Annotated in this window: 13 protein-coding genes; 4 read left to right on the top strand and 9 right to left on the bottom strand. The window is 68.9% G+C overall.

Annotated features, from left to right (window positions below):
- Positions 1 to 33: 33 nt before the first annotated feature.
- On the top strand, positions 34 to 1,572 hold the full coding sequence (glpK, locus tag J2Y46_RS09260) for a glycerol kinase GlpK (RefSeq protein ID WP_045300936.1): 1,539 nt from the start codon (positions 34 to 36) through the stop codon (positions 1,570 to 1,572).
- 2 nt (positions 1,573 to 1,574) lie between these two features.
- Here glpK and J2Y46_RS09265 read toward each other — a convergent pair whose 3' ends face one another.
- Both J2Y46_RS09265 and J2Y46_RS09270 read right to left on the bottom strand, forming a co-directional pair.
- Positions 1,575 to 2,435, bottom strand: coding sequence for a DNA-formamidopyrimidine glycosylase family protein (locus J2Y46_RS09265; protein WP_310241832.1), 861 nt, complete (start codon positions 2,433 to 2,435; stop codon positions 1,575 to 1,577).
- An 87-nt stretch (positions 2,436 to 2,522) separates the two neighbouring features.
- The gene (locus tag J2Y46_RS09270) at positions 2,523 to 3,089 is read right to left on the bottom strand and encodes a GNAT family N-acetyltransferase (protein WP_310241833.1); all 567 of its coding nucleotides are present in this window, start codon (positions 3,087 to 3,089) and stop codon (positions 2,523 to 2,525) included.
- A gap of 741 nt (positions 3,090 to 3,830) precedes the next feature.
- On the opposite strand from J2Y46_RS09270, the gene J2Y46_RS09275 reads away from it, so the two are divergent.
- Positions 3,831 to 4,481 carry a DUF559 domain-containing protein gene (locus J2Y46_RS09275; protein ID WP_310242340.1) on the top strand — a complete coding sequence of 217 codons (651 nt, stop codon included), beginning with the start codon at positions 3,831 to 3,833 and terminating at the stop codon, positions 4,479 to 4,481.
- Positions 4,482 to 4,755: 274 nt separating this feature from the next.
- Here the strand turns inward: J2Y46_RS09275 and trpS are convergent, their stop codons facing one another.
- From trpS to sdhC, 7 genes are all read right to left on the bottom strand, one after another.
- Positions 4,756 to 5,763 carry a tryptophan--tRNA ligase gene (gene trpS, locus J2Y46_RS09280; RefSeq protein WP_310241834.1) on the bottom strand — a complete coding sequence of 336 codons (1,008 nt, stop codon included), beginning with the start codon at positions 5,761 to 5,763 and terminating at the stop codon, positions 4,756 to 4,758.
- 30 nt (positions 5,764 to 5,793) lie between these two features.
- Complete coding sequence (locus J2Y46_RS09285) at positions 5,794 to 6,660, bottom strand: exodeoxyribonuclease III (RefSeq protein ID WP_310241836.1); 867 nt, start codon at positions 6,658 to 6,660, stop codon at positions 5,794 to 5,796.
- Positions 6,661 to 6,701: 41 nt separating this feature from the next.
- Positions 6,702 to 8,129 carry a YhjD/YihY/BrkB family envelope integrity protein gene (locus J2Y46_RS09290; protein ID WP_310241837.1) on the bottom strand — a complete coding sequence of 476 codons (1,428 nt, stop codon included), beginning with the start codon at positions 8,127 to 8,129 and terminating at the stop codon, positions 6,702 to 6,704.
- Between the two features lie 76 nt (positions 8,130 to 8,205).
- Positions 8,206 to 9,006, bottom strand: coding sequence for a succinate dehydrogenase iron-sulfur subunit (locus tag J2Y46_RS09295; RefSeq protein ID WP_045300948.1), 801 nt, complete (start codon positions 9,004 to 9,006; stop codon positions 8,206 to 8,208).
- Positions 9,006 to 10,829, bottom strand: a complete 1,824-nt coding sequence (gene sdhA / locus J2Y46_RS09300) for a succinate dehydrogenase flavoprotein subunit (protein WP_045300950.1) — start codon at positions 10,827 to 10,829, stop codon at positions 9,006 to 9,008. Before sdhA ends, J2Y46_RS09295 begins: the two co-directional genes overlap by 1 nt.
- A gap of 44 nt (positions 10,830 to 10,873) precedes the next feature.
- Positions 10,874 to 11,323, bottom strand: a complete 450-nt coding sequence (locus J2Y46_RS09305; protein WP_045300952.1) for a succinate dehydrogenase hydrophobic membrane anchor subunit — start codon at positions 11,321 to 11,323, stop codon at positions 10,874 to 10,876.
- The gene (sdhC, locus tag J2Y46_RS09310; RefSeq protein WP_082497100.1) at positions 11,323 to 11,754 is read right to left on the bottom strand and encodes a succinate dehydrogenase, cytochrome b556 subunit; all 432 of its coding nucleotides are present in this window, start codon (positions 11,752 to 11,754) and stop codon (positions 11,323 to 11,325) included. Before sdhC ends, J2Y46_RS09305 begins: the two co-directional genes overlap by 1 nt.
- A 238-nt stretch (positions 11,755 to 11,992) precedes the next feature.
- On the opposite strand from sdhC, the gene J2Y46_RS09315 reads away from it, so the two are divergent.
- Positions 11,993 to 13,108, top strand: a complete 1,116-nt coding sequence (locus J2Y46_RS09315; RefSeq protein ID WP_310241840.1) for a mannose-1-phosphate guanylyltransferase — start codon at positions 11,993 to 11,995, stop codon at positions 13,106 to 13,108.
- Positions 13,109 to 13,287: 179 nt separating this feature from the next.
- Positions 13,288 to 14,433, top strand: coding sequence for a BMP family protein (locus tag J2Y46_RS09320; protein WP_045300959.1), 1,146 nt, complete (start codon positions 13,288 to 13,290; stop codon positions 14,431 to 14,433).
- The last annotated feature ends 5 nt before the right edge of the window (positions 14,434 to 14,438 follow it).

A 14,438-nucleotide genomic window follows, 5' to 3' on the forward strand; every position in this document is an offset into this window, starting at 1 on the left:
GGGCGATGTCGCCCGCCGAGCAAGGAGACGACGTTGCCCGACCACGTGCTGTCCATCGACCAGGGCACGACCTCGACGCGTGCCATCGTGTTCGACGCCGCCGGTGCCGTGGTCTCTGTATCGCAGCGTGAGCACGAGCAGATCTTTCCCCGTGCCGGTCGAGTGGAGCACGACCCGGTCGAGATCTGGACCAACACCGAATGGGTCATCGCGTCGTGTCTGTCGCGCGCCGGGCTCGCGGCATCCGCGGTCGCCGCGATCGGCGTGACGAATCAGCGCGAGACGGCGATCGTGTGGGAGAAGCGCACCGGGCGTCCGGTTCACAACGCGCTCGTGTGGCAGGACACCCGCACCCAGCCCCGTATCGACGAGATGGCGGCCGAGGGGGGTGCGGATCGGTTCGCCGAGGCCACCGGGCTGCCGCTCGCCACGTACTTCTCCGCGTCGAAGGTCGCGTGGATCCTCGACAATGTGGACGGAGCGCGGGCCGCCGCCGAAGCGGGGGAGCTCCTGTTCGGCACACCCGACACCTGGGTGGTGTGGAACCTCACCGGCGGCGCGCGCGGCGGCATCCACGTCACGGATGTCACCAACGCGTCCCGCACGCTGCTCATGGACCTGCGCACGCTCGACTGGGCGGACGACCTGCTCGCCGTGTGGGGCATCCCGCGCGCGATGATGCCCGAGATCCGCTCGTCATCCGAGGTGGTCGGACACTCCTCGCTGCCCTCGGTGCTCGACGGCGTCCCGATCGCCGGGATCCTCGGCGATCAGCAGGCGGCGACCTTCGGGCAGGCGGCCTTCGACGCGGGGGAGTCGAAGAACACCTATGGCACCGGCAACTTCCTGCTCGTGAACACCGGCACCGAGATCGTGCGATCAGGCAGTGGCCTCATCACCACGGTCGGCTACCGGATCGGCGACGAGCCCGCCCGCTACGCGCTCGAGGGATCCATCGCGGTGACCGGCTCGCTCGTGCAATGGCTGCGCGACAACCTGGGCATCATCCAGCGTTCGGAGGACGTCGAGACTCTCGCCGCGAGCGTCGACGACAACGGCGGCGCCTACTTCGTGCCGGCGTTCTCCGGGCTCTTCGCGCCGTACTGGCGCCCCGACGCGCGCGGCGCGCTCGTCGGACTCACGCGCTACGTCAACAAGGCGCACATCGCGCGCGCGGCCCTCGAGTCGACGGCGTTCCAGACGCGCGACGTGATCGACGCCGTCGTCGCCGACACCGGCCGCACGCTCGACGAGCTGCGCGTCGACGGCGGCATGACGCGCGACGACCTCCTGATGCAATTCCAGGCCGACATCCTCGGCATCCCCGTCGTCCGCCCGAAGGTCGTCGAGACGACCGCCCTCGGCGCCGCGTACGCCGCTGGCCTCGCGACCGGCGTATGGAGCGACCTCGACGAGCTCCGATCGCACTGGCGGGAGGACGTCCGCTTCGAGCCGCGGATGCGCGAGGACGAGCGCGAGCGCCGCTACCGTCAGTGGCGCAAAGCGGTGTCGAAGTCGCTCGACTGGGTCGACGAGGACGCCCGCGTGCTCATGGGCACGACCGGCGACTGAGGCTACTTCAGAAGGCGCGAGAGGCGGCGGTCGGCGAGGATCTTGCCGCCGGTCTGGCAGGTGGGACAGTACTCGAGCGAGTTGTCGGCGAAGAAGACGCTGCGCACCTCATCGCCGCAGACAGGGCACGTCTCACCGCGGCGCCCGTGGACCTGCATACCCCGGCGTTTCGCGTCCTTCAGCTCGGCCGGTGGCTTTCCGGATGCCTCGGCGACAGCATCCGTCAACGTCTCGGTCATCGCGTCGAACAGGCGCGTGACGTCGTCGTCGGACAGTGAGGAGGCCAGCGCGTACGGCGACATCTTGGCCGCGTGCAGGATCTCGTCGGAGTAGGCGTTGCCGACCCCCGCGATGATCATCTGGTCGCGCAGCACCCCCTTGATCTGGGTGCGGCGGCCGGCGAGCAGCTCGGCGAAGGTGTCGCGCGAGAAGGAGGGGTCGAGGGGGTCGGGGCCGAGCCGTGCGACACCGGGGACGTCCGACGGTTCGCGCACGACGTAGACCGCGAGGGACTTCTTCGTGCCCGCCTCGGTGAGATCGAACCCGGCGCCGTCGGAGAGCGCGACGCGCAGCGCGATCGGCGTCTTGCCCGGGCGGATGATCGTCTTGGGCAGCTCGTCGTACCAGCGCAGCCACCCGGCCTTGGCGAGGTGGAACACCAGGTGCGGGCCGGTCGTCGCGAGGTCGATGAACTTGCCGTGGCGCGAGGCCCCCGTGATCTCCTGCCCCTGGAGCGCGTCGATCGGCGGGTCGTACGTCTTCAGCGCCGCGATGTTCGCGACGGTCGCCCGCGTGATCTGCACGCCGGTGAGCCGCGCGCGGAGGAAGTCGACGAGTCCCTGCACCTCGGGCATCTCGGGCATGCGCTCATCCTGCCATGCCGTGGCGACACGCGGGCCGGCCGTGAGAGGTCGGGAGGACGCGGCCACGCGACTCGGTCGGGCCGGTCGTCAGTCGTCGAGGACGGGCCAGGGCTGAGGCATCCGCTCGTCCGTCTTCAGGAGTCCCGCGATCCAGCCGTCGTCGCGATTCTTCGCGCTCACGAGCGCCTGGCGCAGAGTGCCCTCGAAGCGGAAGCCCAGCGCGCGGGCGACGCGCGCCGACGGCTCGTTGCCGACGACGGCGCGCCACTCGATGCGGGTGAGGCCTGCGCCCTCGGTCGAGAAGGCCCAGTCGATCACCGCGTTCGCGGCTTCGCGCAGGCGTCCGCCGCCGCGCTGGTCCGGGGCGATCCAGTACCCGATCTCACCGTTGCCCTGCCCGTCGAGGCGGTAGAAGCCGATGGTTCCGACGAGGGTCGCGCCGTCGCGGATCACCCACGTGCGATGCAGCTCGCCCGCCCACTGCTCGGCGACCGCGTCGATGAACTTCTCGGCGTCCTCGCGCGCGTACGGCGACGGCACCCGCGTGTACCGCTGGATGTCGGGGTCCTGGCACGCCACGTAGACGGCGTCGACGTCCTCCACACGCGGCGCGGACAGCTCCAGGCGCGTGGTGCGCAGGGTCACGGGCTCCATCCGCCCACCCTATGGGGTGCTCGCAGCAAGCCTGCCCGCGTCCCGTGCGTCCAGCGGCCAACGTGCATGTCGCGCATCTGCGACACAGGTCCGAGAACCGGCGCCCCAGTTCCGAGAACCCGGAGCCCCAGTTCCGAGAACCCGGCGCCCCAGTTCCGAATTCAGGATTGGAAGTGCTTGGGGGGACCAGGATCGTGTCATTCCGCGGTCCCCCCGCAGATCTGCGTACGCCCATCCTGAGTTGGGAACATGGCTCGGGGCGACTCTCCACCATCACCTCCCCGAATTCCACGGGCGTCAGCTCGCCGTGCGCTCGGCTGAGATCCCGCCCGGTTCCCTACTCAGGATGGTCTGCGGGATGCCGGCCCGTGAGGGCCGAGAATCCGGGGGCACCGGCCGTCTGGCGCCTGCGGATCCTGAGTTCGGAACAGAGCCGGGCGAGGAAGCGGTGCGGGCGGCGGCTCCTCCACAGGCGGCGGCGGACATCGGTCCTCCCCAGAACCGGAAGAATGCCCGAACGCGCCGTCCCCCTGCGCGAGCCTCGGTCGAATGTGGGAGACGCACAGAACACGCGCGGAGATGTTCCACGCTGGCATGACGCGGCGGCAGATCACGGCGCTCGTCCGCGCCGGGGAGCTCATACGCGCCCGTCGAGACCACTACTTGCCCGCCGATGCCCCGGATGCCGTTGTGCGCGCCGTGCGAGTCGGAGGCCGTCTGACGTGCCTGTCGTTGCTGGAGATGCTCGGGGTCTTCGTGCTGGAGAATTCCCGGCTGCATGTGCACCTCACGCCGAGCTCCAGCCGTATGCGCTCGCCGCACAACCGCAAGAAACGTCTGGACCTGTCGAAGCCGCATGGCACACGACTCCACTGGGAGGTGCTGCCTGAGGATCCGGGCAATGCGACCTGCGTCGACATCGTGGTCGCCCTCGCGCAGGCCATGATCTGCCAGAGTCCCCGGGCAGCGGTTGCTTCGCTCGACAGCGCGCTCAATAAGAAGCTGCTCACCGAGGCGCAGGTGCCCGAGGTCTTCGCACTGGTTCCCGCGCGGTACTCGGCGCTTCGCCCGCTCATCGACGGTCGCTCGCAGTCGGGACCCGAGACCTTCGTCCGCCTCATTCTGAGGGCTCTCGGCTGCACCTTCGACCTACAGGTCGAGTTCGACGACGTCGGGTTCGTGGACCTCGTGGTCGACGGATGGCTCGTCATCGAATGCGACAGCAGGCAACACCACAGCGACTGGGCGCAGCAACTCAAGGACTACCGCCGCGACCTCGCGCTCGCGCGCCGGGGATACGCGGTGCTGCGGCTGACGGCACAGGACATCATGCACCGGCCGGACGAGGTCATGCAGGCGATCGCGGGGCTGACTGCCCGCAACGGTCGCTGACCAGCACACCGCCCTGTCTGCGGTCTCCAGCTCAGAACGTTCCGTGTTCAGGAGATGCGCGCACGATGTCCGGGCGTGGGGCCGAGAACTCGGGCGGCAACGAAGAGCGAAAGGATGCCGATCCTGAATCGGGAACAGGAGAGAACGGATGCTGTGGTCCGAGGCCCCGACACCCGGCCGGGGCCGCGACACCCGGCTGGGGCCGCGACACCCGGCCGGGGCCGCGACACCCGGCCGGGCGACACTCGGCCGGGGGCCGCAGCATCCGGTCCGGTCAGCGGGAGCGGCGGAGGAGGCCGACCTTGTCGTAGACGTCGGTGAGGGTGCGGTTGGCGACCTCTTCGGCCTTGCCGGCGTTGACGGCGAGGACGCGGTCGAGCTCCGCGGTGTCGTCGAGCATCTGCAGCGCGCGCTCGCGCACCGGGCCGAACTCGTTGACGACGACCTCGGCGAGGCCCTTCTTGAAGTCGCCGTAGCCGCGGCCCGCGTACTCGTCCTCGATCGAGGGGATCTGGCGACCGGTCAGGGCCGCGTAGATCACGAGCAGGTTCGAGACGCCGGGCTTCGCCTCGCGGTCGTAGCGGACGGAGCCCTCGGAGTCGGTGACGGCGCGCATGATCTTCTTCGCCGAGACTGCCGGGTCGTCGAGCAGCCACAGCACGCCGGCATCGGACTCCGCCGACTTCGACATCTTCGCGGTGGGGTTCTGCAGATCGTAGATGCGGGCCGTCTCCTGCTGGATGACCGGCATCGGCACCGTGAACGTCTCGCCGAAGCGGCTGTTGAAGCGCTCCGCCAGATCGCGGGTCAGCTCGACGTGCTGCTTCTGGTCGTCGCCGACGGGCACGATGTCGGTCTGGTACAGCAGGATGTCGGCGGCCATCAGCACGGGATAGGTGAAGAGCCCGACCGACGTGGCATCGGAGCCGTAGCGCGAGGACTTGTCCTTGAACTGCGTCATGCGCCCGGCCTCGCCGAAGCCGGTGATCGTCGACAGGATCCATGCCAGCTCGGCGTGGGCGGGCACGTGCGACTGCACGTACAGCGTCGACTTCGAGGGCTCGATGCCCGCGGCGATGTACTGGGCGGCGGTGCGGCGCGTCTTCTCACGCAGGTGCTCGGGGTCCTGCGCGACGGTGATCGCGTGCAGGTCGACCACCGAGAAGAACGCGTCGTACGACTCCTGCAGCTCGCGCCACTGCATGAGGGCCCCGATGTAGTTGCCGATCTGGAGCGAGTCGGCGGAGGGCTGCATGCCGGAGTACAGGCGCGATCTACTCATCCGACAAGTCTATAAAGCGGATGCTGCGCCTCAGCGCCCGATCGAGTAGTCGGCGACGACGGGGGAGTGGTCGCTCCAGCGCGTGTCCCACGAGGGCGCTCGCACCACGCGGTAGTCGGCGACCCGGGCACCGAGCTCGGGCGTCGCGAGGTGGTAGTCGATGCGCCACCCGGTGTCGTTGTCGAACGCGCGTCCGCGCATGGACCACCAGGTGTAGGGGCCGTCGACGTCGCCGTGGAAGCGGCGGCCGATGTCGACCCAGCCGAGGCCGGGGCCGGTCGAGCCGTCGGCGCCGGTGACCTCCGCCCCTTGCTCGCCGAAGAACCGGTCGAAGTACGCGCGTTCGCGAGGGAGGAACCCGGCCTTCTTGACGTTGCCCTTCCAGTTGCGGATGTCGAACTCGCGGTGACCGACATTGAGGTCGCCCATGACGAGCGCGAGCGGGGATGCGGCCTTGAGCTCCGGCATCCGCTTCTCCATCGCGTCGAGGAAGGCCCACTTCGCGTCCTGCTTGGGAGTGTCGGCCTCGCCCGTGTGCACGTACGCGCTGACGACGATGAGGCGCTCGCCGTCGATGTCGAAGTCGGCCTCGATCCAGCGGCCGGCGCTGTCGAGCACCTCGGCCGCATCCTCGGCGGCGGGGCCAAGCACACGGCGCACCTCGACCGACGGAATGCGGCTGGCCACGGCCACGCCGGCGCGGCCCTTCGCGAGAGCCTCGTCGTTGACGATCTCCCAGCCCGGGAGCGCCGCGCGCAGCTCGTCTTCGGTGGCGCGGACCTCCTGGAGGGCCATCACGTCGATGTCGGCGGCGTCGAGCCACTCGAGCATGCCCTTGCGCGTCGCCGCGCGGATTCCGTTGACGTTGACAGAGGCGATGCGAACACGGCGAGACACGACGGCAAGACTATCCGGGGCCACCGACACCGGAGGACCCGTCAGCCGGTGCCGTCGCCGTTGCGCGCTGTGGCCCTCGACGACCTCGAGCGCTTCCGCCTCGGCGCCGCCGCTTTCGTCTCGGGTCCCTGGTCCTCGGCCGCAGTTGGACCCGCCGCCCGCGGCATCGCAGCCTGCGACGCCGCGGGCTTCGACGGACCGGCCTTCGGCGCCGAGGTCGGTCCCGACGCGTTCGCATCCGGTCTCGCCGTCACCGCGGACGCGTGCGGGCGCCCCGGCGTGGCGGCCTCGACCTGGCTCAGCTCCTCCTCGGCGTCGCGCACCGCGCGGTCCGCGATCCATACGCGATACCACGGCGCCTGGTCACGGGCGTCCTGGGCCGTGCGCAGGCGCACGCGCGCTGCCAGCAGGAGGGCGGCATGCTCCGCGGCGACACGCTCGGCATCGGTCTGCGGCAGCAGCACGACATCGCGGTCCTTCGCCGCGACGGCGATCCAGGCGGCCGCGACGAGCATGACGATCCCGAGCAGCCGGAACCACAGCAGCATCCCGATGAAGATCGCGAAGGTCGCCAGCAGCGGGTTGGAAGGGGTGTAGCTGAGCAGCAGACCCGCGCCGAGCTGGAGCACGGAGATCCCGAGTCCGCCGAGCATGGCTCCGGGCCAGATGCGCCGCCACGGCAGCTTCGTGCCGGTGAGGAAGCGGAAGAAGCCGACCAGCGCAGTCGAGGTCACCGCGAAGCCGATCAGCAGGGAGCCGATGCTCACGCTGATCGTGGTGAGCGCGCTGGTGTCCTTCCACCCGATCAGTGAGAAGATCCAGTTCATCGCCAGCGTTCCCACCGTGCTCAGAGCGGCGCCCAGAATGAGCGCAGCGCCGAAGATGAGCGCCGCGAGGAAGTCGCGCGCCTTGAGCAGGAAGTAGCTGCGTCGATCCGGGGGGATGGCGAACAGCTCGCGCACGGCGCGGCGGGAGTAGGTGACCCAGTCGATCGCCGTCCAGATGAGGGCGCCCAGGGCGATGATCCCCGTCCAGCCCAGGACGCCGGAGTTCTGCGACGCGATCTCCTGCACCTGCTCGTTGGTGAACAGGCCGCCGGACGGCGCGATGAGCCCCGGGATATAGACGTTGATCAGGTCGATGAGGGCGTTGACGGCGTCCGGGCTTCCGCCCAGCCAGATCCCGGCGATCGCGAACACGAGGTAGATCGCGGCGAAGCAGGCGAAGAGCGCGACGTAGCTGACGCCCGCCGCGAGCAGGAACCCGTTCTCGATGAGGAAGTGCCGCCACACCCGCACGGGGAACCACGCCATCGTCGCCTGCGTGAGTCGCGTGGCCCGGCTGATCGGCGTGTCGAACCGCTGCCTGAGGCTGTGCTCCGTCGCCTCCCAGCGCTCCCGGAGGGATTCCTCCTCGCGCTGCGCGGCGTCCGCCGCCGCACGGGCGTCGGGCGGGGGAGTGTGCGTCACGGTGTTCAGATTAGCGACAGACGGATGCCGCATCGCTCAGCGATGCGGCATCCGTCTGTCTGAAGGAGAAACGGGGTTACGGGCGCCCGCGGAGGACCGCCTGCTTGACCTCGGCGATCGCCTTGGTCACCTCGATGCCGCGAGGGCACGCCTCGGTGCAGTTGAAGGTCGTGCGGCAGCGCCAGACGCCCTCCTTGTCGTTGAGGATGTCGAGGCGCACATCGCCCGCGTCGTCGCGCGAGTCGAAGATGAAGCGGTGCGCGTTGACGATGGCCGCGGGGCCGAAGTACTGTCCGTCGGTCCAGAAGACGGGGCACGACGACGTGCAGGCGGCGCAGAGGATGCACTTGGTGGTGTCGTCGAAGACCTCGCGGTCGACGATCGACTGGATGCGCTCCTTGCCCTTCTCGGGGGTCGAGTTCGCGATGAGGAACGGCTGAACCTCGCGGTACGACGCGAAGAAGGGCTCCATGTCGACGACGAGGTCCTTCTCCAGCGGCAGGCCCTTGATGGCCTCGACGTAGATCGGCTGCGAGATGTCGAGGTCCTTGATGAGCGTCTTGCACGCGAGCCGGTTGCGGCCGTTGATGCGCATCGCGTCGGAGCCGCAGATGCCGTGGGCGCACGAGCGGCGGAAGGTCAGCGAGCCGTCGACCTCCCACTTGATCTTGTGCAGGGCGTCGAGCACGCGGTCCGTCGAGTAGAGCTCGACGTCGTAGTCGACCCAGCGCGGCTCCTCGTCGACCTCGGGGTCGAAGCGCCGGATGATGAAGGTGACGAGGAACGACTGGATGCCGGTGTCGTTCGCGGACTCCTCTGCGCGGACGGGCGCGTCGGCGTCGGTGCGCTCGATGACGTCGGTGACCGAGGTCGCCATCAGTACTTCCTCTCCATCGGCGGGTAGTTCAATTCGCCCTTTTCGTTCTTCGTGAAGACGACCGGCTTCCAGCCCAGGCGGATGTGGTCTTCGGCGTTCGACGAGTGCGGGTCGCCCGACAGGTACGCCATCGTGTGCTGCATGTAGTTCTCATCGTCGCGCTTCGGGAAGTCGTCGCGCATGTGGCCGCCGCGGCTCTCCTGACGGTTCTTCGCGGTGACGACGACGACCTCGGCGATGTCGAGGAGGAAGCCGAGCTCGACGGCCTCGAGCAGGTCGGTGTTGAACCGCTTGCCCTTGTCGTCGACGTGCACGTTCTTGTACCGCTCGCGCAGCTCTTCGATCGTGAGGAGCACCTCGCCCAGCGACTCGTCGGTGCGGAACACCTGGGCCTTGCGGTCCATCTCGTCCTGCAGCGTCTTGCGCAGGACCGCGATGCGCTCGGTGCCCGGGTTGTTGCGCAGGCCCTCGATGAGGTTGCGCACCTCGGCCGCGGGGTCTTCGGGGAGCGGCACGAAGTCGGCGGTCTGCACGTACTCGACGGCGTTGCGGCCGGCGCGCTTGCCGAAGACGTTGATGTCGAGCAGCGAGTTGGTGCCGAGGCGGTTCGAGCCGTGCACCGAGACGCACGCGCACTCGCCCGCGGCGTAGAGGCCGGGCACGACCGTCGTGTTGTCGCTCAGCACCTGCGCGTCGTTGTTCGTCGGGATGCCGCCCATCGCGTAGTGCGCGGTGGGCATGACGGGCACCGGCTCGACCACGGGGTCGACGCCCAGGTAGGTGCGGGCGAACTCGGTGATGTCGGGGAGCTTCGTCTCGAGGACCTCGGCGCCCAGGTGCGTGCAGTCCAGCAGCACGTAGTCGCGGTGGGGTCCGGCGCCGCGGCCCTCTGCGACCTCCTGCACCATGCATCGGCTGACGATGTCGCGCGGGGCGAGGTCCTTGATGGTCGGGGCGTACCGCTCCATGAACCGCTCGCCGCTCACGTTGCGCAGGATCGCGCCTTCGCCGCGGGCGCCTTCGGTGAGGAGGATGCCGAGCCCGGCGAGGCCGGTCGGGTGGAACTGGAAGAACTCCATGTCCTCCAGCGGCAGGCCCTTGCGCCAGATGATGCCGACGCCGTCACCGGTGAGGGTGTGCGCGTTCGAGGTCGTCTTGAAGATCTTGCCGAAGCCGCCCGTCGCGAAGATGACGGCCTTCGACTGGAAGACGTGCAGGTCGCCCGTGGCGAGCTCGTAGGCGACGACGCCTGCGATCTGCTTGTCCGTGCCCTCGCCGACCGTGATCAGGTCGAGCACGTAGAACTCGTTGAAGAAGTTGATGCCGAGCTTGACGCAGTTCTGGAACAGCGTCTGCAGGATCATGTGGCCGGTGCGGTCGGCCGCGTAGCAGGCGCGGCGCACGGGGGTCTTGCCGTGGTCGGCGGTGTGGCCGCCGAAGCGGCGCTGGTCGATCTTGCCCTCGGGCGTGCGGTTGAACGGCAGACCCATGTTCTCGAGGTCGATGACCGCGTCGATGGCCTCCTTCGCCAGGATCTCGGCCGCGTCCTGGTCGACGAGGTAGTCGCCGCCCTTGACGGTGTCGAAGGTGTGCCACTCCCACGAGTCCTCTTCAACGTTGGCCAGGGCCGCCGCCATGCCGCCCTGCGCCGCGCCGGTGTGCGATCGGGTGGGGTACAGCTTCGAGATGACGGCCGTCTTCGCCCCGGGGCCGGCCTCGATCGCGGCGCGCATGCCGGCGCCGCCGGCGCCCACGATGACGATGTCGAACTGGTGGTAGTGGACGCCGTCCTTGACGTAGCTGTCGGTGGTCTCAGTGCTCACGCTGGGTGCTTTCGATGGTCGATGCTCGGGGGTCGCCCGAGTGCTTAGCCGCAGATGCTGATGATGGTGTCGGACGCGGTCTCGGCGTCGAAGCCGATGCACGGGTCGAACGTGAAGACGACGAGCGTGCCGAGCACGATCAGGAACGCGGCAGCCAGGCCGAGCGCCCAGACCAGCACGCGGCGGGTGCCGGCGTGGGTCACGTAGTCGTTGACGATCGTGCGCATGCCGTTCGCGCCGTGGATCAGCGCGAGCCACAGCATGAGGACGTCCCACCACTGCCAGAACGGCGTGGCGTACTTGCCGGCGACGAACGCGAAGTCGATGCCGTGGATGCCCTCGCCCACCATCAGGTTCACGAAGAGGTGGCCGAAGATGAGGACCACGAGCAGCACGCCCGAGGCGCGCATGTAGACCCAGCCCCACTTCTCGAGGTTGGCGCCCCGACGGCGGACGGCGGCGCGCGGAGCGCGCGGTTCGGCGATGGCGGTCATCAGTGGCCCCCTCCCGGAGCGAAGGCGAGCATGAGGTGACGCGGCACGAAGCCCAGCATCGTCACGGCCCACAGGCCCAGCACGCCCCACCACAGCTGGCGCTGGTGGCGTGTGGCCCACGACCACATGTCGACCAGGATGATGCGCAGGCCGTTGTACGCGTGGTACGCGATGGCGCCGACGAGGGCGACCTCGCCGAGGGCCATCACCGGGTTCTTGTAGGTGCCGATCACCGCGTCGTACGCCTCGGGCGACACCCGGATGAGCGCCGTGTCGAGGATGTGGACGAGCAGGAAGAAGAAGATGGCGACGCCGGTGATGCGGTGCAGCACCCACGACCACATGCCTTCGTTCCCGCGGTAGAGCGTGCCGCGGGGAACTCGGGAGGTGGTCTCGGATACCGACGGTGTGACGCGTGCTGGTGCAGACACGTCCGTCCTCCTTGGATCGAAACACGATGGGGCTGGCCTCGGACTGCGAGGACGGCCCCCGAAGAGGGCCCGGAACCGTGGGCTTCGGGCCGTCGGCGTCACGCGGGCGCTGCGACCATCCTATTCCCGCATTTCGCGGACAGGCGACGAAGGCGACCCTTACGCCCCCTCCATCCGGAGGGATCTTCACGACGGGAAAGAACCCCGGTTGTTTCGCCGATCCCGCTAGCCTGGTGCCATGCCCGGACCCATCGACGATTTCTACGCCGTGATCCCCGCCGGCGGCATCGGCAGCAGGCTGTGGCCGCTGTCGCGCGCCGATGCGCCGAAGTTCCTCCACGACCTCACCGGCTCTGGCCGCACGCTGCTGCGCGATACATGGGACCGCCTCGAGCCGCTCGCCGGGCCCGATCGCATCGCCGTCGTGACCGGCCGAGCACACCGTGCCGCCGTGGAGAGGGAGCTCCCCGGGATCCCGGACAAGAACGTCTTCCTCGAGTCGGAGCCTCGCGACTCGACGGCCGCCATCGGCCTGGCCGCCGCGATCCTCTCGCGCCGCGAGCCCGACGTGATCATCGGCTCCTTCGCCGCCGACCACGTCATCCGCGTGCCGCAGCTGTTCGAGTGGGCGGTGAACCAGGCGGTCGCCACCGCGCGCGAGGGCTACATCTGCACCATCGGCATCCAGCCCTCCGAGCCGTCCGTCGGGTTCGGCTACATCAAGAAGAGCACCGCGCTGAAGGTCGAGGGGGCGCCCGAGGCCGCGCTGGTCGAGAGCTTCGTCGAGAAGCCCGACCTCGAGACGGCGAAGGAGTACTTCGCGGACCGCAACTACCTGTGGAACGCCGGCATGTTCATCTCGCGGGCCGACGTGCTGCTGGGCGAGATCGCCGAGAATGAGCCTCACCTCTATGCGGGACTCATGGATCTCGCCGAGGCCTGGGACGACCGGGATGAGCGCGGACCGGTGGTCGACCGGGTCTGGCCGACGCTCAAGAAGGTCGCGATCGACTACACCGTCGCCGAGCCCTCCGCCGCGAAGGGGCGCCTCGCCGTCATCCCCGGCCACTTCGACTGGGACGACGTGGGTGACTTCGCGAGTCTCGCCAAGCTCAACTCCCACGGCCGCAAGAACGACCTCGCCATCCTCGGCGAGAACGCCCGCATCCTGTCGGATGCCGCCAGCGGCATCGTCGTGAGCCAGACCCGGCGGGTCATCAGCCTCATCGGGGTCCGGGACATCGTCGTGGTCGACACCGAGGATGCGCTGCTGGTCACCACGAGCGAGCACGCGCAGCGCGTGAAGGGCGTCGTGGACGCGCTCAAGCTCAGCGGTCGCGGCGAAGTGCTGTGAAATCGGATGCCGCGGCCCGCGGCATCCGTTTTCCCCGATCCTCTGCTCATCTGAGCGGGATATTGCGTCTTTGTAACCTTTCGCGAACGACGCCTCACGATGCATGCAACCGCGCCGTCACAGTGGGTAACTTTGTGCAGTCCCCGTGAAGGACGCGGGGGAACGTAGTGGAGGCTGAGTTGACCATCTCACGCACCAAGAAGCTCGTCGGCGTCACCGTCGCCGCGGGCATGCTGATCGCCCTCGCCGGCTGCGGCTCCGCCCCTGAGGAGACCGAATCCACGGGAGACGCCGGAAACGTCGTCGAGGGCTTCACCCCCTGCCTCGTGTCGGACGACGGCGGCTTCAACGACAAGTCGTTCAACCAGTCCGCGAAGGAAGGCATGGACCGCGCCGCAGAGGAGCTCGGCGTCAAGCCCATCGAGGTCGAGTCCAGCTCGGCCAACGACTACGCCCCGAACCTCGAGAACCTCATCGCCGAGGGCTGCACGTTCATCATCTCGGTCGGCTTCAAGCTCTCGGCCGACACGGTCGCCTCCGCGCTCGCGAACCCCGACGTGAACTACGCGATCATCGACGACCGGGCCGACAACAGCGGCAAGACGGGCGACGACGGCAAGGAGACCGGCGACGGCACCACCGACGCGCCGAACATCAAGCCGCTCCTGTTCGACACGGTCCAGGCTGCGTACCTCGGCGGCTACGCCGCGGCCGCGTGGTCGGCGCAGGCCGGCGTCAACAAGGTCGGCACGTTCGGCGGTATCCCGATCCCGCCCGTCACCATCTTCATGGACGGCTTCATCGACGGCGTCGAGAAGTACAACGAGGACAAGGGCGCCGCGGTCGAGACCTACGGCTGGGACGTCGACGCGCAGGAAGGCTCGATGACCGGCGGCTTCGCCGCGAACGACACCGCCAAGCAGACCGCGCAGGGCATCCTCGACCAGGGCGTCGACGTGATCCTCCCGGTCGGCGGCCCGATCTACCAGAGCGCGCGCGACGCCATCACCGACGCGGGCAGCGGCACCGTCATGCTCGGTGTCGACTCCGACCTCGCCAAGGCCGACCCCTCGGTCGCCGACATGGTGCTCGTCTCGATCATGAAGCGCATCGACGAGGCCGTCTACCAGGCGACGATGGAGGCCTCGTCCGGTGACTTCGACCCCGCGACCTACATCGGCACGCTCGAGAACGAGGGCGTGGGCCTGTCGGGCTTCGGCTCGTTCGAGTCGCAGCTGCCGGAGGGCCTGCTCGATGAGCTCGCCGCCCTCCAGGAGCAGATCATCTCGGGCGACCTCGAGGTGACCTCGCCCAGCTCGCCGTAAGGCAG

This window comes from Microbacterium sp. BE35 (genome assembly GCF_031457705.1).
Taxonomy (GTDB): domain Bacteria; phylum Actinomycetota; class Actinomycetes; order Actinomycetales; family Microbacteriaceae; genus Microbacterium; species Microbacterium trichothecenolyticum.